Origin of the sequence: Streptomyces sp. NPDC001513, from assembly GCF_042894695.1 — a bacterium.
Lineage (GTDB): Bacteria > Actinomycetota > Actinomycetes > Streptomycetales > Streptomycetaceae > Streptomyces.
Genome location: NZ_JBIAVU010000005.1, coordinates 109,517 through 130,646, shown reverse-complemented (window position 1 = coordinate 130,646; position 21,130 = coordinate 109,517). Strand labels below are relative to the sequence as shown.

The 21,130-nt window shown below is 70.9% G+C and carries 22 protein-coding genes and 1 riboswitch; of the genes, 8 read left to right on the top strand and 14 right to left on the bottom strand.

Annotated features, from left to right (window positions below; translation table 11 throughout):
* Positions 1 to 123: 123 nt before the first annotated feature.
* Positions 124 to 1,071 carry a GNAT family N-acetyltransferase gene (locus ACFYZ4_RS12575; RefSeq protein ID WP_390783873.1) on the top strand — a complete coding sequence of 316 codons (948 nt, stop codon included), beginning with the start codon at positions 124 to 126 and terminating at the stop codon, positions 1,069 to 1,071.
* A 5-nt stretch (positions 1,072 to 1,076) separates the two neighbouring features.
* On the opposite strand, the gene ACFYZ4_RS12570 is transcribed toward ACFYZ4_RS12575, so the two are convergent.
* On the bottom strand, positions 1,077 to 2,483 hold the full coding sequence (locus tag ACFYZ4_RS12570; RefSeq protein WP_351302546.1) for a hypothetical protein: 1,407 nt from the start codon (positions 2,481 to 2,483) through the stop codon (positions 1,077 to 1,079).
* A gap of 142 nt (positions 2,484 to 2,625) precedes the next feature.
* On the opposite strand from ACFYZ4_RS12570, the gene ACFYZ4_RS12565 reads away from it, so the two are divergent.
* Positions 2,626 to 2,829 carry a hypothetical protein gene (locus tag ACFYZ4_RS12565; protein ID WP_351302549.1) on the top strand — a complete coding sequence of 68 codons (204 nt, stop codon included), beginning with the start codon at positions 2,626 to 2,628 and terminating at the stop codon, positions 2,827 to 2,829.
* A 31-nt stretch (positions 2,830 to 2,860) separates the two neighbouring features.
* Here ACFYZ4_RS12565 and ACFYZ4_RS12560 read toward each other — a convergent pair whose 3' ends face one another.
* Entirely contained in the window at positions 2,861 to 3,418 is a 558-nt protein-coding gene (locus tag ACFYZ4_RS12560; RefSeq protein WP_390783872.1) for a hypothetical protein, read from the bottom strand.
* A gap of 98 nt (positions 3,419 to 3,516) precedes the next feature.
* A complete protein-coding gene (locus tag ACFYZ4_RS12555) occupies positions 3,517 to 3,738 on the bottom strand; it encodes a hypothetical protein (RefSeq protein ID WP_351302554.1) in 222 nt (73 codons plus the stop codon).
* Between the two features lie 114 nt (positions 3,739 to 3,852).
* Between ACFYZ4_RS12555 and ACFYZ4_RS12550 the strand changes: the two genes are divergently transcribed.
* Together ACFYZ4_RS12550 and ACFYZ4_RS12545 are read left to right on the top strand one after the other, a co-directional pair.
* The gene (locus tag ACFYZ4_RS12550) at positions 3,853 to 4,689 is read left to right on the top strand and encodes a Scr1 family TA system antitoxin-like transcriptional regulator (protein ID WP_390783871.1); all 837 of its coding nucleotides are present in this window, start codon (positions 3,853 to 3,855) and stop codon (positions 4,687 to 4,689) included.
* Positions 4,673 to 4,939, top strand: a complete 267-nt coding sequence (locus ACFYZ4_RS12545) for a DUF397 domain-containing protein (protein ID WP_390783870.1) — start codon at positions 4,673 to 4,675, stop codon at positions 4,937 to 4,939. The genes ACFYZ4_RS12550 and ACFYZ4_RS12545 overlap by 17 nt, the downstream gene beginning before the upstream one ends.
* Here the strand turns inward: ACFYZ4_RS12545 and ACFYZ4_RS12540 are convergent.
* Both ACFYZ4_RS12540 and ACFYZ4_RS12535 read right to left on the bottom strand, forming a co-directional pair.
* Positions 4,923 to 6,062: a S8 family serine peptidase gene (locus tag ACFYZ4_RS12540; protein ID WP_390783869.1), complete on the bottom strand. Its 1,140-nt coding sequence runs from the start codon at positions 6,060 to 6,062 to the stop codon at positions 4,923 to 4,925. The genes ACFYZ4_RS12545 and ACFYZ4_RS12540 overlap by 17 nt on opposite strands.
* 152 nt (positions 6,063 to 6,214) lie before the next feature.
* Positions 6,215 to 7,408: a S8 family serine peptidase gene (locus ACFYZ4_RS12535; RefSeq protein ID WP_351302562.1), complete on the bottom strand. Its 1,194-nt coding sequence runs from the start codon at positions 7,406 to 7,408 to the stop codon at positions 6,215 to 6,217.
* A gap of 367 nt (positions 7,409 to 7,775) precedes the next feature.
* Here ACFYZ4_RS12535 and ACFYZ4_RS12530 point away from each other — a divergent pair, with 367 nt between their 5' ends.
* Both ACFYZ4_RS12530 and ACFYZ4_RS12525 read left to right on the top strand, forming a co-directional pair.
* The gene (locus ACFYZ4_RS12530; protein ID WP_351595547.1) at positions 7,776 to 8,123 is read left to right on the top strand and encodes a protease inhibitor I9 family protein; all 348 of its coding nucleotides are present in this window, start codon (positions 7,776 to 7,778) and stop codon (positions 8,121 to 8,123) included.
* Positions 8,124 to 8,217: 94 nt separating this feature from the next.
* Positions 8,218 to 9,864 carry a serine/threonine-protein kinase gene (locus ACFYZ4_RS12525; RefSeq protein WP_390783868.1) on the top strand — a complete coding sequence of 549 codons (1,647 nt, stop codon included), beginning with the start codon at positions 8,218 to 8,220 and terminating at the stop codon, positions 9,862 to 9,864.
* Between the two features lie 355 nt (positions 9,865 to 10,219).
* On the opposite strand, the gene ACFYZ4_RS12520 is transcribed toward ACFYZ4_RS12525, so the two are convergent.
* From ACFYZ4_RS12520 to thrC, 8 genes are all read right to left on the bottom strand, one after another.
* On the bottom strand, positions 10,220 to 10,969 hold the full coding sequence (locus ACFYZ4_RS12520) for a glucose 1-dehydrogenase (protein ID WP_351292779.1): 750 nt from the start codon (positions 10,967 to 10,969) through the stop codon (positions 10,220 to 10,222).
* 77 nt (positions 10,970 to 11,046) lie between these two features.
* Complete coding sequence (locus tag ACFYZ4_RS12515) at positions 11,047 to 11,670, bottom strand: phosphoribosylanthranilate isomerase (protein WP_351292781.1); 624 nt, start codon at positions 11,668 to 11,670, stop codon at positions 11,047 to 11,049.
* A 65-nt stretch (positions 11,671 to 11,735) separates the two neighbouring features.
* Positions 11,736 to 12,290: a hypothetical protein gene (locus ACFYZ4_RS12510; RefSeq protein WP_351292783.1), complete on the bottom strand. Its 555-nt coding sequence runs from the start codon at positions 12,288 to 12,290 to the stop codon at positions 11,736 to 11,738.
* A gap of 4 nt (positions 12,291 to 12,294) precedes the next feature.
* Positions 12,295 to 12,891 carry a hypothetical protein gene (locus tag ACFYZ4_RS12505; RefSeq protein ID WP_390783867.1) on the bottom strand — a complete coding sequence of 199 codons (597 nt, stop codon included), beginning with the start codon at positions 12,889 to 12,891 and terminating at the stop codon, positions 12,295 to 12,297.
* A gap of 194 nt (positions 12,892 to 13,085) precedes the next feature.
* Positions 13,086 to 14,708, bottom strand: a complete 1,623-nt coding sequence (gene groL / locus ACFYZ4_RS12500; RefSeq protein ID WP_351292787.1) for a chaperonin GroEL — start codon at positions 14,706 to 14,708, stop codon at positions 13,086 to 13,088.
* Positions 14,709 to 15,069: 361 nt separating this feature from the next.
* Positions 15,070 to 15,276 (bottom strand): cold-shock protein, encoded by a 207-nt coding sequence (locus tag ACFYZ4_RS12495; RefSeq protein ID WP_030009783.1) that lies wholly within the window; start codon positions 15,274 to 15,276, stop codon positions 15,070 to 15,072.
* 414 nt (positions 15,277 to 15,690) lie between these two features.
* Entirely contained in the window at positions 15,691 to 15,969 is a 279-nt protein-coding gene (locus ACFYZ4_RS12490) for a MoaD/ThiS family protein (RefSeq protein WP_351292789.1), read from the bottom strand.
* 37 nt (positions 15,970 to 16,006) lie between these two features.
* Complete coding sequence (gene thrC, locus ACFYZ4_RS12485; RefSeq protein WP_390783866.1) at positions 16,007 to 17,305, bottom strand: threonine synthase; 1,299 nt, start codon at positions 17,303 to 17,305, stop codon at positions 16,007 to 16,009.
* Positions 17,299 to 17,457, bottom strand: a riboswitch (SAM riboswitch). (Overlaps the previous gene by 7 nt.)
* 185 nt (positions 17,458 to 17,642) lie before the next feature.
* Between thrC and ACFYZ4_RS12480 the strand changes: the two genes are divergently transcribed.
* Together ACFYZ4_RS12480 and ACFYZ4_RS12475 are read left to right on the top strand one after the other, a co-directional pair.
* Complete coding sequence (locus tag ACFYZ4_RS12480; protein ID WP_351292793.1) at positions 17,643 to 18,593, top strand: glucosyl-3-phosphoglycerate synthase; 951 nt, start codon at positions 17,643 to 17,645, stop codon at positions 18,591 to 18,593.
* 49 nt (positions 18,594 to 18,642) lie between these two features.
* On the top strand, positions 18,643 to 20,106 hold the full coding sequence (locus ACFYZ4_RS12475; RefSeq protein ID WP_390783865.1) for a trehalose-6-phosphate synthase: 1,464 nt from the start codon (positions 18,643 to 18,645) through the stop codon (positions 20,104 to 20,106).
* Between the two features lie 130 nt (positions 20,107 to 20,236).
* Here ACFYZ4_RS12475 and otsB read toward each other — a convergent pair whose 3' ends face one another.
* Complete coding sequence (gene otsB / locus ACFYZ4_RS12470; protein ID WP_351595744.1) at positions 20,237 to 21,085, bottom strand: trehalose-phosphatase; 849 nt, start codon at positions 21,083 to 21,085, stop codon at positions 20,237 to 20,239.
* Positions 21,086 to 21,130: the final 45 nt, after the last annotated feature.

The following is a 21,130-nucleotide window of genomic DNA, read 5'->3' as shown; positions in this document are numbered from 1 at the left end:
GATGGGGCTGGGGACCCCTGGCCCCCGAGGCACTGCACCGCCGGACCTTCGACTCCGCCTCGCCCTACGCCCCGTACCTCAGGCTGCGGTTCCGTGAGGAGGGACCGGCATAGGCTGCCCGTCATGGAGATACCCACCGGGGCGGCAGCCCTCGAAGTCGTCCGCCTCGACCCGCGCCAGTTCCACCCGTGGGGTCCCATATCCGGCGGCACTCCCGTCGCCCTGTGGACCGGACCCGAGGCCGACGAATCCCTCGCCCTCCTCGAAGCGCTGCCCCCGGGCGACCGGGCCCGGTGCTTCGTTCCCACCTGGGGTCTGCGCGCCCACGACGCGGAACTGAACCACCTCTACGACGTCATCCCCTGCTTCTCCTGCAACCTCGCCCTGCTCACCGGCCCGGCCGTCCCCGAGCACCTGGACCGCGGCCACGCCTTCGACCGCGAGAGTCCCGCGGCCAAGGAACTCCTGGCCCGCTTCCGTGCCGCCGAGGAAATCCCCGCGGTCGTACCGGCCGGCCGCATGCGCGCACTCCCCCAGCCGGAGTTCGACCTCCCCGCCGGGATGCGGCTGCGCCGCTGGGCGGCCCACGACGCCCCCGCCCTCGTCGACTGCTTCCTCGACCCGGACATCCGGCACTGGAACCGCCCGAGCCGGCTCGACCTGCCCGGGGCCGAGGAACGGATCACCCGCTTCCACGACCGCTGGCAGGCCGAGGAGGCCGCGATCTGGGCGATCGCCCCCGCCGCCGGCGGCCCGGCCGTCGGCCTGATCGGACTCGCCGACCTCGACCTCCCCGGCGGCAGCGGCGAGATCCTGTACTGGCTGCTGCCCGCCGGCCGCGGCTCCGGCGTCATGGTCCCGGCCACGACCCACGTCACCCGCTGGGCCTTCGACGACCTCGGCCTGCACCGCGTCCGCATCACCCACTCCGTGGCCAACCCGGCCTCCTGCGCCGTAGCGACGAAGGCCGGCTTCCCCCTGGAGGGCACCATGCGCGGCGCCCTCCTGCACGCGGACGGCTGGCACGACGAGCACCTCCACGCCCGCCTGCGCACCGACTCCCCGCTGTAGCCGGGTCACTTGGGCGAGCTCGCACCCTTCTCGGTCGAACTCGCCTTCTCCAGGAGCTCCCGGTACGGCGTCTGCGCCGTGGCCCCCCGCACCTGCGAGAGGCCGTACCGCTCACTGGCCTCCTGGTTCTCCAGGGGCAGGTTGGGAACGAACGAGATCCGTTCGCCCGGGGGTGACACATGCACATCGACACGCGGCCAGTTGCCGCTGTCGACCCGCCACACGGTGATGCGCTGCTGTCCTCGGGTCACGTTCAACATTTCGCTGCTGTTCGAAATATTGGTCCAGTAGCGTGATTTCGCACCGCCGGGATCCCCCGGCTCGCACATCACTCCGAAGCGCCACTTGTCCCGCTCCAGGTTGGAGTGCTTGAAATCAGTGGCCAAGGTCATTCTGTCCTTCCTGATCACGTACACCTCGGTCTGGGCCTTGATCGCCTCATAACCGCGCTTCTCCGGATCCTTGATCTCGACGACCACGTCCTGTGCGACTTCTTCCCCCGGATTCAACACGTGGCCCACCGGGGTCACGAACTCACCGTCGTAGATCAGTTTGTAGTCGGCGGTCCTCACCTCGGGGGGACCGCTCGCAGGTCCGCCATGGATCCAGTAGCTGCTGCCGAGGACGTAGACGGGAACCTGTCCGGCGTTCTTCACGTACAGATGGGCCGTCACGTACATCGACGCCCCGTACTTCACCTGGCTCGCCTCCCCGAACTCGGCTCCGCTCAGTATCAGCGGGGTCGTCACATAGGGAACGTAGATCTGCGCGTACGCCAGGTTGGCCACGGCGAGAAGGGTGGAAATGATCACGCCGATCGCAATCTTCCTCGGAATGGTGAGTCCATTCCACGCCCGGCATTTGGCCAGTTCGACCAGGGCCACCAAGGACCAGACGAGGAGGCCTATCGCGATCACGGTGTAGTCGGTGAAGCGCTCGCCCACCTGCAGCAGGACGACGGAGATGCTACAGAGCAGGGTGATGACGACTCCGGCCAGAACGACCACCCCTGAGAATCGCCATCGCCGCAATTCCCAGAAGTCGACGGCGGCCGCGGCGGCGGCCACCTCCGCCACGGCCACGACAAGAACGGTGAATCCGGCGATGCGCCCGCCGTAGGTCAGGGCGTCGCCACTGTCCGCCATGCCGATCCGGAAGAGCAGACATGCGGTCACGAGAAGGCCGAAGACCACGCACAACCCGGTGGCTCGTCGCAGCCACGCCCGGTCCGGCCAGTACGTGCCGTCCTCGCCGAGAAAACGGATGGGGTGCCCGGCCGCACCTTCACGGCTCAGGAGTCTCTCGAGTTGCTCCTTGGACCAAACCCTGCCCACCGACCTGCCGTCGATCAGAACCTTCCGCAAGCCGAGGTCATCCGGCGCGCCCACGGTCACGATGTGCGTGTTCGCCATGACACCAGCCTGCCGCTTGTCCACGGGCGGCGCTTCCGGAGCGCCCACCGCACGTACGCCCGCACGTCAGGGTGCGCCCGGCGCGACACAGGGGGAAGCTGGTGGTGAGGTGTTGCCGTCCCTCGTCCCCACGGGAGTTCTCATGCGAACACGACTTCTCGGCTTCACCGCTGCCCTCGTACTGGCCGCGCTCGGTGCCGCGATCCCCGTTGCACAGGCCGCGGTCCCGGCCGTCACCGGACCGGTGTGCGCGGACGGAAGCGGAACGGTGGAGTACGACTCCACCGCCGGCCAGTGGATCTGCCTGGGCGGCGCGTACGACGGCGAGCTCATCACCAAGAGCTGAGCGGCGGCCGCACGCGCTTCCTCACAACGACTCAGCCGGCGGCGGTGCGCAGGAACCGCACCAGGTCATCGGTGCCGTAGCCGAGCTTCGGACCGCGCTCGGCGGCCATCAGCAGCAGCTGGCCCACGATCTCGGCGCCCCAGCCGTCCGTACCGTCCTGCGACCATTCCCACAGCTTCTCGATGCCGAGGTCGGCCATGAGCAGCCCGTGCTCCGCCCGGATCTCCCGGCAGGTCTCGGCAACGGCGTCCAGCAGCCGCGCGCCCGGCCGCTCGCAGCGGAGCCCGAGGTACCCGCCGACGTCCTCGACGACGCAGCCCTCCGGCGGCCTCGCCTTGAGCCCCTCGTAGCGCGGATCGTCGAACCCCGGATGGTCCCCGAGCGGGCAGTGGATCAGCGTGAACCGCTGCCGGCCCGGCGCCGGAGGCGGCAGCGGCCGCCTCGCCGTCAGCCCGAAAGCCTCGTACACCAGCGCCGTCGCCTCGTCCGCCGTATCGGCCGACCGCCTCTCCCGCCGGTCCCCGTCATCGCCGACCGCGGTCCACAGACCACCGCCCTCGTCGTACTGCACCCGCACGGAAAGTCCCATGCCCCTACGCCTCCACCCGCCCGAGCCGACCACGGCCTCCAAGCCGCGCAGCCTCCAGCCCAGTTCGAAGGCGAACTGGGCCGCATCGACCGCCTCGCTCACGTGCCCGCCGCCCGCTCGTGCAGGACGGCGGCCAGCCGCAGGGCCGTGTCCAGGTTGCAGCGGCCGAGGTCCACGAGCGGCAGCCCGTACGAGCCCGCCGCCGAGACCCGTTCCACGTCGAGCGAGGGGAACAGCACCCCCACCCCGGCCAGGGACTCCTTGAGCTGCCGCACCGCCTCCTCGGCCGCCTGCATGCGCTCCTGTGGAGTGAGCACCATGACATGTCACCTTTCTACTCTGAGTGTCCGACTTCGATACACAGAGTGGCGACGGGCTCGCTAGCCTTCAAGGAAGCACCGAGAACAACCCCACCTGTTGGCCCGGGAGTTGCCGTGGCAAGTAAGAACCTCGATCCCTCCGCCTCACCCCGCGCCCTGCTCGGCGCGGAGCTGCGCGTGGCGCGCGAACGAGCCGGACTGAGCCAGGCCGAGCTGGGCGAACCGCTCTTCGTCAGCGGCTCGTTCATCGGCCAGCTCGAAGCCGGCACGCGCCGCATGCACATCGAATTCGCGCGCCAGCTGGACGACATCCTCGCCACGAACGGCTTCTTCGTCCGCAACTGCGAGGCCGCGGCCAAGTCCAAGTACCCGGACCACTTCGCCGAGGCGGCCGAGGCCGAGGCTCTGGCGACCGCTATCCGGGAGTACGCGCCCCAGACCATCCCCGGCATGCTGCAGACCGAGGCTTACGCTCGCGCCGTCTGTCGCGCCTACCAACCCACGGCGCCAGAACCGGTGATCGACGAACTGGTCACGAATCGCCTGGCCAGGGCCGCGCTGCTTGACGACCCAACAACCCCATTGTTGTGGTGCGTCTTCGGCGAGGCCGTGCTGCGCTGCGAGGTCGGGGGGCCAGCCGTCATGGCAGAGGCGCTGAGGCACATCGCGAAACTGATTCGGGAGCACCGGATCATCGTCCAGGTCATCCCGTTTCGTGCGGGTGCCCACGCAGCGATGGGCGGTTCGCTTCAGCTGCTGTCGTTCGAGGATGCCCCTGCCCTCGCCTACGTTCAAGGCAACGGAACGGGCCAGCTGTTCGACGATCCCGCCACGGTCTCTCGTCATTTCCTGACCTACGATCTCCTCACGGCCAGTGCGCTGCCTCCCGCGCAATCGCTGGCCTTGATCGAGTCCGTAGTGGAGGGGTACGAACGTGAAGCAGGAGCCTGACTACGACTTGTCGGCGGCTGTCTGGCACAAGTCCAGCTACAGCGACGGCAGCGGTGGCAGCTGCCTGGAGATGGCCACTTGGCGGAAGTCCACGCACAGCGGTGGCGACGGCGGCAACTGCCTCGAAGTTGCCGAGGGTCACCCCGATCTCGTCCCCGTACGGGACTCCAAGCAGCCCGAAGGCCCGCACGTGGTGTTCCACGCACAGGCCTGGGCCCGGTTCGTCGGGTCGCTCAGAGACCGTTGGTGAACAGCAGCTTGTCGGGGCTGTTGTCGCTGAGGTTCTGGACGACGTCCTCCGTGGCCTCGTTCTTCAGGAAGTTCGCCACCTCGGCCGGACGCGCATTGGGGTGCACCGCCTTGTAGAGGGCGGCCACCCCGGTGACGTGCGGCGCGGCCATGGACGTACCGCTCATCGACACGCTGCCGCCGGTCCGCCGCGCGGAGATGATGTCCTGGCCGGGGGCGTAGAGGTCGAGGAGCTCGCCCCAGTTGGAGAAGTCGGTCTCCTGGTCGTCTCTGTTGGTCGCGCCGACCGTCACGGCCTTGCGCGTGGAGGCGGGCGAGACCAGGCGGGCGTCCCTGTTGTCGTTGCCCGCCGCGACGATCGGCAGCACGCCCCTGTCGAACAGTGCGGCGGTGGCGGTGTTGACCGGCTCGAAGCGGTCACCGCCCAGCGAGGCGTTCAGGACGGCAGGCTGCCGGGCGTGGGAGGCCACCCAGTCCAGGCCTGCGATGATCCCCGACCACGCGCCCCGGTTGTCGCACCCGAGGACGCGGACGCTGACCAGCCTCACCTTGTGCGCCACGCCGAAGGTCTCGCCGCCGACCGTGGCCGCGACGTGCGTGCCGTGGCCGTGGCAGTCGCCGCCGTTGAGGCCGTCCCCGATCGCGTCGAAGCCCGGGACGGCGCGTCCCCCGAACTCGGTGTGCGCGAACTCGATGCCGCTGTCGAGGATGTACGCCGTCGCGCCCTGGCCGCTGGTGTTGGGGCTGAACTGCAGGTCGAGCGGCAGTTCCCGCTGGTCGATCCGGTCCAGGCCCCAGGAGTTCGACGGCGCCTTGGTCATGGCCCCGCTCGCGGGGACCGGCGGGCCGGTCACCAACCCGTCCTGCGCCACGGACAGCACGCCGCGCGTGTGCCGGGCCAGCTTCAACTGCTTCTCGGTGAGGGTCGCCGAGAAGCCGTGCAGCGCCGACCTGTACGTGAACTTCGCCTTGACCCCGAGGGCCTCCGCGACCGTCGCCGGGCTGACGGACTTGTCGAGAGTGAGGATGCAGCTCTCGGGGATGGCGTTCGCTGCGGAGATGAGCGGCGCCGGGGTCGGCTCCGGGGTGTCGGCGGCGGCCGTGCCGACCGCGATCGGGGTCATGGCGAGGACGGCGGCGGCGGTCAGGCGTGCGGCGTGTCGGAGGCCGTGCAGAAAGGGTCATCCTGGGTCACCGTCCGGGGTGTCGCCCCGAACGAATGACCGCAAGCAAGTTCACCCGTACGGGCGGCCGGGCCGCCCGCACGGGAAGCGGCTCAGAGACCGGTGGTGAAGAGGAGCTTGTTCGGGCTGGCCGGGCTGAGCTTGCTCAGCACGTCCTTGGTGCTTTCCTGCTCGAGGAACTCGGCGATCTCCTCGGGCGCTGCGCTCGGGTGTGCCTGCTTGTAGAGGACGGCGACACCGGCGGCGTGCGGTGCGGCCATGGACGTGCCGTCCAGGGCCACACTGCCGCCGCCGAGCTTCGCGGAGACGATGGCCTGGCCGGGGGCGTAGAGCGTGACACACGTGCCGTAGTTGGAGAAGTCGGTCTCCTCGTCGTACCGGTTGCTCGCGGCGACCGTGACCACCTTGCTGGCGGACGCAGGCGAGATGTTGCACGCGTCCTTCGCGGAGTTGCCCGCCGCGATGACCGGCAGCACACCCGCGTCGGTGACCGCGTCCGCGGCCTCGTTGACCGCGGTGGACCTGTCCCCGCCGAGGGAGCCGTTGAGGACGGCCGGCTGCTTGGCGTTCTTGGCCACCCAGTCCAGGCCCGCGATGATCCCCGACCACTCGCCCTTGCCGTCGCATCCGAGGACGCGGACGCTGACCAGGCTCGCCTTGCTCGCGATCCCGTACGTCTTGCCGGCGACCGTGCCGGCTACGTGCGTGCCGTGGCCCTGGCAGTCCTGCCCGTTACGGCCGTCGCCGATGGCGTCGAAGCCGAACGTGGCACGGGTGGCGTCGGGACCGCCGAACTCCGTGTGGTTGTAGTCGATGCCGGTGTCGAGGATGTACGCGGTCACCCCGGCGCCGTTGCCCTCAACCGTGAAGTTGTTGTCCAGCGGCAGGTTCTTCTGGTCGATGCGGTCCTGGCCCCACGAGTTCGACGGGGACCGCATCCCCGCCGCGGAGGTCGGCATCGGCACGGACTGGACCGAGGCGTCCTCCTCGACCGACTTCACCCCCAGGGCGTTGCGGACGAGCGTCAGCTCCAGCGAGGTCAACGGCACCGCGAAGCCCGTCATCGCCGATGTGTAGACGAACGACGGCTTCAGGCCCAGCTTCTTCGCGAGCTTCGCCGCGTCCTGCCCCTTCTCCAGGGTCACGATGTACTTGCCGGGCACCGGATTGGCGGCCTTGACCAGCGGGGCCGGGTCCGGCTCGGGCGCCGCGGCGGAAGCGGTACCGGCGGCGACCGGGGTGACGGTGAGGAGGGTCGCGGCAGCCAGACGTGCGAGCAGGCGCATGGAAGGAACTCCCTGACGGGGTCGGAAGACACACATGGGTGAGCCGCCCTCACGGCACCGGGTGGGTGCTGCTGCGGGGCGGCCCTCAGCTCCATCGGTGCCACCTCCCACCGGCTTGAACCACCCCCTCACCTGGTTGCCCGTCCGGCGCCCGCGTCGGACGGGCGGTCACCCGGCCGTGCAGAAAGGGTTGTCCCGCTGCGCCGTCCCGGCCGCGCTCCGGCCCGCGCACCCCACACCGCCGGAGCAAGATCACCCGTACGGCCCGCCCCCACACCAGGGAGCGCACGGCAGGTGCGCCGCCCGTGCCCCCGCCTCACCCCGGGACCTCGTTGACCTGCACCGCAGCACGTGATGGCCTCGGACCATGCGCAACCGTCTGAGCCGAGCCCTGCCCGTGGCCGTCGCCGTCCTGGCCGCCGTCACCGTCGCCCTGCCCGTGTCCGCAGCCACCGCCGCCGAGCCCGTACCCGTATCCCACGCGGCCCCCGCCGACCACGCCACGTACATCGTCACCGTGCACCCGGGCCTCGACCCCGCCGACGTCGCGCACGACTACGGGATCACCCCGCTGTACGTCTACCGCAACACGCTGAACGGCTTCGCCGCCCGCCTCTCCCCCGAGCAGGCCGAGGACCTGCGGGCGGACTTGGTCGTGGCGTCGGTCGAGAAGGACGGCGGCGCGACCGCGACCTCGTTCGGCCCCGGCGTCTGACCTAGGCGGGCTCCCCCGGCAACCCCCCGCCTTTACGCGCCGCTTAAAGTAAGGCGGATCAACTCATCGGTTGATCGGGGGATCGGGGAGGCCGATGAACAGCGCGACCGAGGTGTTCGAGCCGCTGCACGCGGAGGATCCGCAGACCGTCGCCGGGTACCGTCTCGCGGCCCGGCTCGGCGCGGGCGGCATGGGCCGCGTCTACCTTTCGCACACCCCGGGCGGCCGCCCGGTGGCCATCAAGGTGGTCCGGCCGGAGCTGGCCGAAGACCCGGCGTTCCGGCGGCGGTTCCGCCGCGAGGTGGTGGCGGCCCGACGCGTCCGGGGCGCGTACACCGCCGAGGTGATCGACGCCGACGCCGACGCGGTGCCGCCGTGGCTGGCGACCCTCTACGTACCCGGGCCCTCGCTGTCGGAGGCCGTCGCCCGGCGCGGAGCGCTGCCGGTGCCCGCGGTGCTGTGGCTGATGGCCGGTGTGGCCGAGGCCCTGCAAGCCATCCACGCCGAGGGCATCGTGCACCGGGACCTCAAGCCGTCGAACGTGCTGCTGGCCTCCGACGGGCCCCGCGTCATCGACTTCGGCATATCGACGGCGTCCGACACCACCGCGCCCACGGCCACGGGCAGCACCATCGGCACGCCCCAGTACATGGCCCCCGAACAGGCGTTGGCGGGTGAGACCACCGCCGCCACCGACGTCTTCGCGCTGGGGCAGACGGCGGCGTTCGCGGCGCTGGGAGAGCCCCTGTACGGCACCGGGCCCTCCATGACCGTGCTGTTCCGGATCGTGCACTCCACCCCCGACCTGACGCGGCTGCCGGAAGAACTGCAGCCGCTGCTCGCCCGGTGCCTGGCCGCGGACCCCGAGGACCGGGCCACCCCGACGGAGATCGTGGAGTGGTGCCGCAAGCAGCTGGGCGAGGACGCCGACGACACGAGCGGCGGCGGCCCGGCGATCTGGCGGGAGGTGCTGGGCCCGGAGGTGGTCGTCCCCGACCCGACCCCGACCCCGACCGCCCCGGGCCCGTACCCGGCCCCGCACCCCGGGTCGGCGCACGTGACGCCGGTCGTCTGGGGGCCGCAGCCGATCACCCCGGAGGAACGGCGCAAGCGCGGTCGCCGCGCGGCGGTGATCATCACCACGCTGACGGTGATCGGAACGCTGATGGTCGGCAGCCTGGTCTGGCTCCTGGTCGACGCGGCGCGCAAGGTCCGCGAGGAGGAGGCCGCCGCAGCGGCCGCCGCCGCCTCCCGCACCCCCGGCCCGGCCGCGTCTGCCTCGGGCACGGGCGGCAAGGCGGCCACCGGACCCGCGTCGGGCGCGCCCAAGTCCCCCCAGCCGTCCAAGCCGCCCACGCCCGTCCCCTACCCCGGGGTGCGGCTGGGCGAGGACAACTCGATCGACATCAAGGAACCCGTCACGCGCAAGGACGGTGACCGCGGCGGCGACATCCGTCTGGAATGCGACTCGTTGGACTGCGACCTGGAGAGCGACACGAGCGTGCTCTCCCTGCAGTACGGCAAGGCGGGCGAGGCCAACCTCGACACGTGCCGTCGCTACGGAGAGGTCAGCAAGTCGCATTCGGTGCCGCTGGCCGCGATCGCTGTCGGCAGCGAGATCTGTGTCAGGCACTCCTCGGGGGAGGTCGCCCTGCTGGTGGTCCAGATCGAGTCGAACCCGCGGTTGGCCGGCCTGCCGAGTTGGCTCTCCCTGGACATGACGGTCTGGCGCACGTCCTAGCCACCCCCTACCGGGCCTCCGCCCCGCTCCTCAAGCGCCGGAGGGGCTGAATTGTGCGGCTCAAAGATCGGGGCTCCGCCCCGGACCCCGCGCCTCAAACGCCGGCGAGGCTGAATTTGTGCGGCCAGGCCAGATTGGGGCGGCGCAGGCGAAAGGTCGCAGGGCTGGGTAGCAGCCGGGCCGGTTGGGGCGGGGTCGGGTGTGTGTCGGGGTGATCCCCGCAGGGCGCCGAACGCAACGAGGCCGATCTCTCCGACCCCTCGTCACGTTCGGCGTCCGAGGAGACACCCCGGCGCGCGCCCGGCCCCGGCACAACCGGACCCACCCGACCTGCTCAGCCCCCGGCCAGGGCACGTCAGAGGCCCGTGCCGCCCGTTGCGTCCACCACGCGGCCCGTCACCCATCGCGCGTCGTCGGAGGCGAGGAAGCCGACGATGTCGGCGATGTCCTCGGGGCGGCCGACCCGGCCGAGCGCGGCGAGCGAGGCGGCGTGCGCCTCGGCCTCCGCATTGCCGCGCAGCCAGCCCGCGTTGACGTCGGTGTCGACGATGCCGGGCGCGACCGAGTTCACGGTGATCCCGCGCGGCCCGAGCGCCTTCGCCAGGTTCAGGGTCAGCGTGTCGAGCGCGCCTTTGGTCGCCCCGTAGGCGAGGATCTCGGGCATCGCGATCCGCGCGGCGCCGCTGGAGATGTTGACGACCCGACCCCCGTCGCGCAACCGCCCGAGGGCCAAGGCCTCCTGCACGACGAAGAACGGCGCCCGTACGTTCACGGCGAAGACCCGGTCGAAGTCCTCCTCGGTGACCTGGCCGAGCGGAACAGGCAGCCCTATGCCTGCGTTGTTGACGATGATGTCGACCCCGCCGAGCCCCAGCCCGTCGTACGCCGCCCAGAGCGCGGCGGCGTCCCCGTGCCGCCCGAGCTCCGCGTGAAGCGCGTGGGCCCGGCCGCCGTCCTTGGTGATCCGCTCGACGGTCTCGCGGGCGGCCGCCCCGTCGCTCGCGTACGTGAGCACGACGGTGGCCCCGTCGGCGGCGAGCCGCTCGGCGATGGCCCGGCCGATGCCCCTGCTGCCACCCGTGACCAGCGCGTTCTTGTGCGGCATGAGCTCCCCCAGTTCGGTAACGATCACTACAGAAAGACCGTAACACGACGCACTCAGCGGTCGCTACGAAGATCGAACTAGCTCCGGGCCCCAGCCGGCCTGGCGGACCGGGCCGCCTCGATGAAGCCCTGGATCAACTCCGGCGACTTCACCCCGCGTTCGCGCTCCACCCCGCTGGACACGTCCACGCCCCACGCGCCGGTCACCTCGACCGCCTCCCGCACGTTGCCCGGGTTCAGCCCGCCGGCCAGCAGCCAGTGCCCCTCGGGCGCGGTGAAGTCCGCCGAGCCCCAGTTCCACGGCTTGCCGGAGCCCGGGTCGGGGGCGTCGAGCAGGAGCAGGTCCTCGCCGTACTCGCCGCAGCGCTTCACGTGCTCGGCGGTGGCCCGCAGCAGCGTCCGGCCCTCGGCGCGCAGCGCCGCGAAGTCCTCGGGGCCCTCCTCGCCGTGCAGCTGCACCCCCCGTACGCCGCTCTCCTCGGCGAACCGCCGCACCTCCGCGACCGCCTGCCCCCGGAACACGCCGACGGTGAGCACGCCGTCCGGCACCCGCGCGGCGAGCTCCCGCGCGGTGGCGGCATCGACCGTGCGCGGGCTGCCGGGCGCGAACACGAACCCCACGGCATCGGCCCCGGCCGCCACGGCGGCGTCGACGTCCCGCGCGGTCTTCAGCCCACAGATCTTGACGAAGAGATCAGCCATGCGCCCAGCCTATGCGGGCCGGGACGGGACGACGGGCCAGGGCCAGGGCCGGGACGCGACGCGCCTCAGCGGCCCACCTGCACCGGACCCAGCACCGCCCCGCCGATCGCGGCCGCGAGACGGGCCGCGCCCACCTCATCGGCGTACTTGAAGTGCACGTAGACGGTGTGCCGGCCGTCGGGATGCTCCTCGTTGATGTCGAGTTCCACCCGCTGGTTCGTCGAGTCCTGCGACCAGGACGGGACCTCGGAGGACCACTCCCCGCGCCAGCGCATCTTGGCCGCCCCCTCACCCAGCGCCCGCAGGAAGGCCCGCTCGACGGGGCCCGGAGCCACGTCCGCGTCCATGGTCAGCGGCAGTTCGGCCGCCAGCTCCCGGTCGGCGCGGGGCAGTTCGGCGCCCGTGAACCAGACGTCCCGGTCCCAGTCGTACGACGGCTCGAACACGCCCGTCGGGAGGAGCGCCGCCAGCCCCCGGGCCTCCTCGACGGTGAGCGCCTGCGCCACCAGCCACAGCTCCGGGTCGAGCGGCTTCATCCGCGCGCACAGCAGCCGGGCCCGCCGGTAGGCCTCGGCGAGGTCGTCGGTCCGGAACACGGGGTAGGCCCGAGAACTTCCCATCGGTTCAGAAGCCCCGCTCCGGCTCGCCCAGCACGCTGCCGCCGATCGCGGCGGCGAGCCGCTCGGCGCGGCCCGGGTCGCCGAACTTGGTGACGTGGACGTAGACGGTGTGGACCCCGCTGACCTGCCGGGACCATTCACACTCGTCGCTGTTGAGGACCAGCTGCACGCCGTCGTACTTCGGCGAGGCGTACGAGCCCAGCTCGGGCTCGTCGGGCCAGCTGCCCTCCCAGCTGAGGGACGCGGGGCCCGTCCCCACCGCGCGGACGAACTCCTCCTCGGCCACCGCGGCCGGCAGTTCCGTGTAGGAGAAGTCGAGCGGGACCTCCACGGCCAGCTCCGCATCGGTGGCCGTCCGCACGTCCAACTCGAAGAAGAGGGGCTCGTCCGTCTCCGGGTGCGTGCGCATGTCCGTGTGGTCGTACCTCACGTGCGGCAGCAGGGCCACCATCCGCCGCACGTCCGCGACCGTGCCCAGCTCGGCCCCCACCCGCACCTCCTCGTACCGGCGGACCAGCAGCCCGCACAGCCGGCGCGCCTTGGCGTACGCCTCGGCTGGATCGGTGGATCGGTGGACCGGATACGCGACGGAATTCCCCATGGCCGTACGGTCACACGCCCCCACCCACCCCGGCCAGCGGTTTTACCCCCGCCTCCCCCGACCGGCGCCCCCCGACCGCCTCCCCCGGACCGGCGCCGGCCGGCCGGGAACGCCCGAGGGCGGCACCCCCCGTGGGGGGTGCCGCCCTCGTTCGAGAACAGCCGATCAACCTTCGGGCCGGAGCCAGGGGTCGATCAGAAGTCCATGTCACCGCCCGGCATGCCGCCCGGAGCGCCGGCGCCGGCCTTCTCGGGCTTGTCGGCGATGACGGCCTCGGTGGTCAGGAACAGCGCGGCGATGGACGCGGCGTTCTGCAGGGCAGAGCGCGTGACCTTCGCCGGGTCGATGATGCCCTCGGCGATCATGTCGACGTACTCGCCGGTCGCGGCGTTCAGGCCGTGACCGATCGGAAGGTTGCGCACCTTCTCGACGACGACGCCACCCTCGAGACCACCGTTGACGGCGATCTGCTTCAGCGGGGCCTCCAGGGCGAGCTTCACGGCGTTGGCGCCGGTCGCCTCGTCACCCTCGAGCTCCAGCTTCTCGAAGACCGCGGAGGCCTGCAGCAGGGCCACGCCACCACCGGCGACGATGCCCTCCTCGACGGCCGCCTTCGCGTTGCGAACGGCGTCCTCGATGCGGTGCTTGCGCTCCTTGAGCTCGACCTCGGTCGCGGCACCGGCCTTGATGACGGCCACGCCGCCGGCCAGCTTCGCGAGGCGCTCCTGGAGCTTCTCGCGGTCGTAGTCCGAGTCGGAGTTCTCGATCTCGGCGCGGATCTGGTTCACGCGACCGGCGACCTGGTCGCTGTCACCGGAACCGTCGACGATGGTGGTCTCGTCCTTGGTGATGACGACCTTGCGGGCGCGGCCGAGCAGGTCGAGACCGGCGTTCTCCAGCTTGAGGCCGACCTCCTCGGAGATGACCGTGCCGCCCGTGAGGATGGCGATGTCACCGAGCATGGCCTTGCGGCGGTCGCCGAAGCCCGGGGCCTTGACGGCGACGGACTTGAAGGTGCCGCGGATCTTGTTGACGACGAGGGTGGAGAGCGCCTCGCCCTCGACGTCCTCGGCGATGATCAGCAGCGGCTTGCCGGACTGCATGACCTTCTCCAGGAGCGGCAGCAGGTCCTTGACCGAGCCGATCTTGGAGTTGACGATCAGGATGTACGGGTCGTCGAGGGACGACTCCATGCGCTCCATGTCGGTGGCGAAGTACGCCGAGATGTAGCCCTTGTCGAAGCGCATGCCCTCGGTGAGCTCGAGCTCCAGACCGAAGGTCTGCGACTCCTCGACGGTGATGACGCCTTCCTTGCCGACCTTGTCCATGGCCTCGGCGATGAGCTCGCCGATCTGGGTGTCGGCGGCGGAGATGGAGGCCGTAGAAGCGATCTGCTCCTTGGTCTCGACATCCTTCGCCTGGGCGAGCAGGGCGGCGGAGACGGCCTCGACGGCCTTCTCGATACCACGCTTGAGGGCCATCGGGTTGGCGCCGGCGGCAACGTTGCGCAGGCCCTCGCGGACGAGCGCCTGGGCCAGCACGGTGGCGGTGGTCGTACCGTCGCCCGCGACGTCGTCCGTCTTCTTGGCGACTTCCTTGACCAGCTCGGCGCCGATCTTCTCGTACGGGTCCTCGAGCTCGATCTCCTTGGCGATGGAGACACCATCGTTGGTGATCGTGGGGGCGCCCCACTTCTTCTCAAGGACGACGTTGCGACCCTTGGGGCCAAGGGTGACCTTGACGGCGTCGGCGAGCTGGTTCATGCCTCGCTCGAGACCGCGCCGGGCCTCCTCGTTGAACGCAATGATCTTGGCCATCTGAAGTGGTCCTCCCGGACAGCGGTGGATTGCTCCCGGACCGCGCCCGCGCCCGCGACGGACGGCCTGAGTGCCCGGCGGTTCCTTCCCGCCGGACCCTGCGGGCCTCACCGACCCGGTCCTCGTTTGGTAGCACTCTCACCCGGAGAGTGCTAATGCCAATGATTAGCACTCGGCACCCCCGAGTGCAAGCGGCTTGGGCCAACGCCCCGCCGCTTCCGGGCACGGGGCGGGTACGGGGCGGGCGCGGCGCGGGCGCACGTACGAGGGGCCCGCATCCCGTGTCCGGGATGTGGGCCCCTCGTATGGTCTTGCAGGTCTTCGTTGAACACTGTGCGTCGGTGGTCGATCGCTCCAGGACTCAGCCGAGCGCGAGCTTGACCATGTCCGCCTGCGGACCCTTCTGGCCCTGCGAGATCTCGAACTCGACCCGCTGACCCTCTTCAAGGGTGCGGTACCCGTCCATCTGGATGGCGCTGTAGTGGACGAACACATCCGCACCACCGTCGACCGCGATGAAGCCGTAGCCCTTCTCCGCGTTGAACCACTTGACGGTGCCCTGAGCCATGCCTAACTCCCCTATTACTGGCCCTTGCGCGGGAACGCACTTCGCGTTCCCGGGTCAGAACTTGCGTCGGAACGCGTCGACCGAGGCTGAATGTATCTGCGCGAGTGCTGTCTGCAACAGGTCAATCCGACGAGAATTCTGGACACCGGGAAACATTGAAATAGAGTGAAAATTTGCCATACTCCAGGGCAACTCGGGCCTGACATATCTCGCCAAAGCCCCATACCGCGCTTGCATGTTGACCCGATGTCGACCCTCACGCGACCCGTTCATATGCAGCGGGCAAGTCCGGCGGAGGGGACTTCCCCAACTCTACCGCGCCCAATCAAGCAGAATTGCCCCCTCCGCTTTTAGCGGAGGGGGCAATTTCGGTTGGCGCGTGTCACCTGTCGGGCGACAAAGGGGCCGAGAGGATCAGCAACCGCCCGCGACGGCCGGAATGATCGAGACGCCGGCGCCGTCCGGCGTCTTCGCCTCCAGCCCGCCCTCGAAACGCACGTCGTCGTCATTGACGTAGACGTTCACGAAACGGCGCAGCTTGCCCTGGTCGTCCAGGACGCGCGCGGCGATGCCCGGGTGGCTCGCCTCCAGGGACTGGATGACCTCGGAGAGGGTCGCGCCCTCGGCGGGCACCTCGGCCTGACCGCCGGTGTAGGTGCGCAGGATGGTGGGGATGCGGACGTTGACGCTCATGGCGCTGCTGCCTTTCCGGTAGAGCAGGGGGAGATGGTCAGACCAGGCCGGCGGCGCGGAACGCGTCCAGGCTCGGGCGGATGGTGGCGGTCTGCCCGCTCTCCGCGGCCACCGCCTCCAGGGTCTTCAGGCCGTCGCCGGTGTTGAGGACGACGGTGGTCAGCGTCGGGTCGAGCTGCCCGTTCTCGATGAGCTTCTTCGTCACGCCGACGGTCACGCCGCCCGCGGTCTCGGCGAAGATGCCCTCGGTCTGCGCGAGGATCTTGATGGCCTCGACGACCTGCTCGTCGTTCACGTCCTCGACGTAACCGCCGGTGCGCCGCGCGATGTCCAGGACGTACGGGCCGTCCGCCGGGTTGCCGATCGCGAGGGACTTGGCGATGGTGTTCGGCTTCTGCGGGCGGACCACCTCGTGACCGGCCTTGAAGGCGGTCGACACCGGGGAGCAGCCCTCGGCCTGGGCGCCGAAGATCTTGTACGGCTTGTCCTCGACGAGGCCGAGCTTGATCAGCTCCTGCAGACCCTTGTCGATCTTCGTCAGCTGCGAGCCGGAGGCGATCGGGATCACGAGCTGGTCGGGCAGCCGCCAGCCGAGCTGCTCGCAGATCTCGTAGGCGAGGGTCTTGGAGCCCTCTCCGTAGTACGGGCGCAGGTTGACGTTGACGAAGCCCCAGCCCTCGCCCAGCGGGTCGCCGATGAGCTCGGAGCAGAAGCGGTTGACGTCGTCGTAGTTGCCCTCGATGCCGACCAGGTCGCCACCGTAGACACCGGCCATGACGACCTTGCCCTGCTCCAGGTCGTGCGGGATGAACACGCAGGACCGGAAGCCGGCGCGGGCGGCCGCGGCGCCGACGGCGCCGGCCAGGTTGCCGGTGGAGGAGCAGGAGAGGGTGGTGAAGCCGAAGGCGCGGGCGGCCTCGACGGCGATGGCCACGACGCGGTCCTTGAAGGAGTGCGTCGGGTTGCCGGAGTCGTCCTTGACGTAGAGCTTGCCGGTGACGCCGAGCTCCTTGGCCAGGTTCGCGGCGTCCACGAGCTTGGTGAAGCCCGGGTTCAGGCTCGGCTTGGAAGCCACGTCCGCGGGGACGGGCAGCAGCGGCGCGTAACGCCAGATGTTGTTGGGGCCGGCCTCGATCGCGGCGCGCAGGGCTTCGGGGTCGCCGGTCGGGAGGTCGTAGGCGACTTCCAGAGGTCCGAAGCACTCGGCGCACGCGAAGATGGGGCCGAGCTCGAAGCGGGTACCGCACTCGCGACAGGAAAGACCGTTGGCAGGTCCGAGATCGACAGAGGTGGCGACAGTCTGTGCAGCCATGATGGCGAGGCCCTTTCTCCTCATCTTCCCCATGGCGCACTTCGCCATGAGACGGAATTGGCACCTTCCCTAGCCGGGGACCTCGCTGACGTCGCTGATGTGCGCGATCGCGAGAACCGACTGGAGGGTTGCCGGGGCTTCAACGGGCCGTGTCCCTCTGCCCCTCTGGATGAGCGGTATGGCACCGGCACACGCGCTCTGTGGCGCGCCGGTGCGTTTGTACGCGGGGACCCCCGGCATGCGGTGGTCCTTCGCGTTGTTCAAGACTGTAACCGAAGGGCCGGGCGGTTGAGACAGCCGTCCGAACCGCGAGATGGATCACATAACGGCCGATAACGCCGACACGCAGGGAGTGCTGAGGGTGCTGGAAGAGGTGGAGCGCTGGCTGGCAGACCGCTCCTGGTCAGCCGCCGACCGACCGCTCGACCAGCTGCTCGACCGGAAACGGGCGGCCGGGACCACGGTCAGCGTGGTGCTGCCCGCACTGGACGAGGAGGCGACGGTCGGCGCGATCGTCGAGGTCATCCGGCGTGAACTGATCGAGGGACTGCCGTTCCCCCTGGTGGACGAGCTGATCGTCATCGACTCGGGCTCGAGCGATCGTACGGCGGAGGTCGCGGCGAAGGCCGGCGCCCGGGTGGTGCACCGCGACGAGATCCTGCCGAGGCTCCCGGCGCTGCCCGGCAAGGGCGAGGTGCTGTGGCGCTCGCTGCTGGCCACCAGCGGGGACATCGTCTGCTTCGTCGACGCCGACCTCCGCGACTTCTCCGCCGCCTTCGTCTCGGGGATCGTGGGACCGCTGCTGACCGAACCGGACGTGCAGTTCGTCAAGGCCATGTACGACCGCCCGCTCGGCGACACCCCCGGCCAGGGCGGCCGGGTCACGGAACTGGTGGCCCGCCCCCTCCTCAACCTGCACTGGCCCCAGCTGGCCGGCTTCGTCCAGCCGCTGGGCGGCGAGTACGCCGTACGCCGCTCCCTGCTGGAACGGCTGCCGTTCCCCGTCGGGTACGGCGTGGAGCTGGGCCTGCTGGTCGACGCGCTGCACACGGTCGGGCTGGACGCGCTCGCCCAGGTGGACGTGGGCGTACGCGTCCACCGCCACCAGGACGGGCAGGCGCTGGGCCGGATGGCCGCCGCGATCTACCGCACCGCCCTGCTGCGGCTCTCGCGCGGGCATCTCGTACGGCCGGAGCTCACACAGTTCGAGCGGGGGCCGGAGGGCTTCGTACCGCGGACGTACCCGGTGGACACCGAGGAGCGGCCGCCGATGCTCGGCATCAAGGAGTACGCGCTGCGCCGCGTGGCGTGACGTCCGCCTGGAAAGTTTGAGCGAGTGCGGGCCGGGCTAGGTTCGCCGCATGGCTTCTCAGGTACTCGTAGCCGCCAACCGCGGCCCCCTCTCCTACACGATCGATGCCGAAGGCGACCTCAGCGCCCGGCGTGGCGGGGGCGGACTCGTCTCCGGGCTCTCCGCGGCCCTCGCGGAGCAGCCGGGGGCGCTGTGGATCTGCGCGGCCCTGTCGGAGGCGGACCGGGAGGCGGTCCGCCGGGGGGTGGCCGAGCCGGGCGTCCGGATGCTGGACATCGATCCCACGGTGTACGACGCGGCCTACAACGGCATCGCCAACTCCGTGCTGTGGTTCACGCACCACCACCTGTACGACGTCCCGCGGGAGCCGGTCTTCGACGCGGAGTTCCGGCGGCGGTGGGAGGCGTACGTCGCGTACAACGAGTCCTTCGCGCGCGCCCTCGCCCAGGAGGCTGCGGAAGGGGCCCGCGTCCTGGTGCAGGACTACCACCTGGCGCTGGTGCCGGGGCAGTTGCGGGAGCTGCGGCCGGACCTGCGGATCGGGCACTTCACGCACACGCCGTGGGCCTCGCCGGAGTTCATGGGCATGCTCCCGGACGACATCCGGAGCCAGCTGGTGTGGGGCATGCTCGGCGCGGACCGGCTGGGCTTCCACACGTGGGCGTGGGCGGCCAACTTCATCAGCGGCGGGACCATCGAGGACGCGCGCGGCATCGCGGCCGGGTCCTTCCCGGCCGGGACCCCGGAGCGCGGGGTGTGGCACCGCCGGACGGCCCCGGACGGGCGCGGCTACGGGAAGCGGCAGTTCACCGAGGTGACCAGCTACCCGCTCGGGGTGGACGCGGACGAACTGCGGGCGCTGGCGCACCGGCCGGAGGTGGACGAGAAGCTGGCGGGGCTGCGGGCGGAGGTCGGCGACCTGAAGACGATCGCCCGGGTGGACCGGACCGAGCTGTCGAAGAACATCCTGCGGGGGCTGCTGGCGTACCGGGAGCTGCTGACGGTCCACCCGGAGTGGCGGGGCCGGGTCGTCCACCTGGCCTCGGCGTACCCGTCGCGGCAGGACCTGGCGGTGTACCGGGCGTACACGGAGTCGGTGCGGGAGCTGGCGGCGGAGATCAACGAGGAGTTCGGCACGGCGGACTGGCAGCCGGTGCTGGTGTCGGTGCAGGACGACTTCGCGCGGTCGCTCGCGGTGTACCGGATGGCGGACGTGGCGCTGGTGAACCCGGTGCGGGACGGGATGAACCTGGTCGCGAAGGAGATCCCGGTGGTGTCGGAGGCGGGCTGCGCGCTGGTGCTGTCCACCGGGGCGGGGGCGTACGAGGAGCTCCGGGCGGACGCGCTGACGGTGAACCCGTACGACGTGTCGGCGACGGCGGAGGCGTTGCACGCGGCGCTGGCCATGCCGGACGGCGAGCGTGCGGAGCGCACGAAGCGACTGGCCGCCGCCGCCACTGCTCTGCCCCCGGCCGCCTGGTTCTCCGCCCAACTGGCCGACCTGTTGCCGTGAGGCTTGCGCCCGCGCCCGCTCCGGGCGGAAGTCACAGGCTGACGCCGGCCAAATCCAGCCCGTCCGGCGTTTGAGGACCGGGGGTCCGGGGGCTGGCCCCCGGCAGCGGTGGGGCGGGCGACAGCGGGCGTCAGGCTCTGACGGCCTTGGCCAGGGTGGACAGGAAGGCTACGACTTCGCCCGGTCCGGCGAGGACCACGTCGGCTCGGGCGGCGAGCTCGGGGACCTCCACCGAGCCGCTGCACACCAGCAGGCCCGGGAGCCCGTCGGCGCGGCGTTTTTCGACGGCCGAGTACGCGGCCAGGTCGCCCAGGTCGTCGCCCGCGTACAGCACCGCCTCCGCGTCCCGCTCCGCGAGGAATTCCGACAGGGCGACGCCCTTGTCCATGCCCGGGGGGCGGAGCTCCAGGACCGCGCGGCCCGGCTCCACCATCAGCCCGTGCCGCGCGGCCAGCTCGGCCAGGGGTTCGCGCAGGGCCGCGAAGGCCGCCGCCGGGTCCGCGGCCCGTCGGGTGTGCACGGCCAGCGCCCGGCCCTTCTCCTCGATCCAGGTGCCCTGCCAGGCCCCGATCGAGTCCAGGAACCCCGGCAGCTCGGCCCGTACCGCCGCCACCCCGGGGTGCTCGGCCGGGGCGTGCACGATCCCGGTGACGGCGTCCCAGCGCTCCGCACCGTAGTGGCCGAGGACGACGAGGTGTTCCAGTCCGGGGACCCCCGCGAAGCCTCCGTAGCGGACGGCGACGCCCGCCGGCCGGCCGGTGATCACGGCCACCGAGGCGACCTCGGGGGCGAGCGCGGAGAGGGCCGGGACGGCTCCGGGGTGGGCTCTGGCCTGGTCCGGGTCCGGGACGATGTCGGCGAGGGTGCCGTCGAAGTCCAGGGCGACCACGGACCGGCGGGGTGCGCGGAGCAGGGCTTCGAGTCCCTCGCGTCCGGCTGCGGTGACGGGCATCGGCAGGTCGTGCGGATGGCTCCCCATACGCACGACCCTAACGGCCCAGCGCGGCGACGGCTACGGCACGGG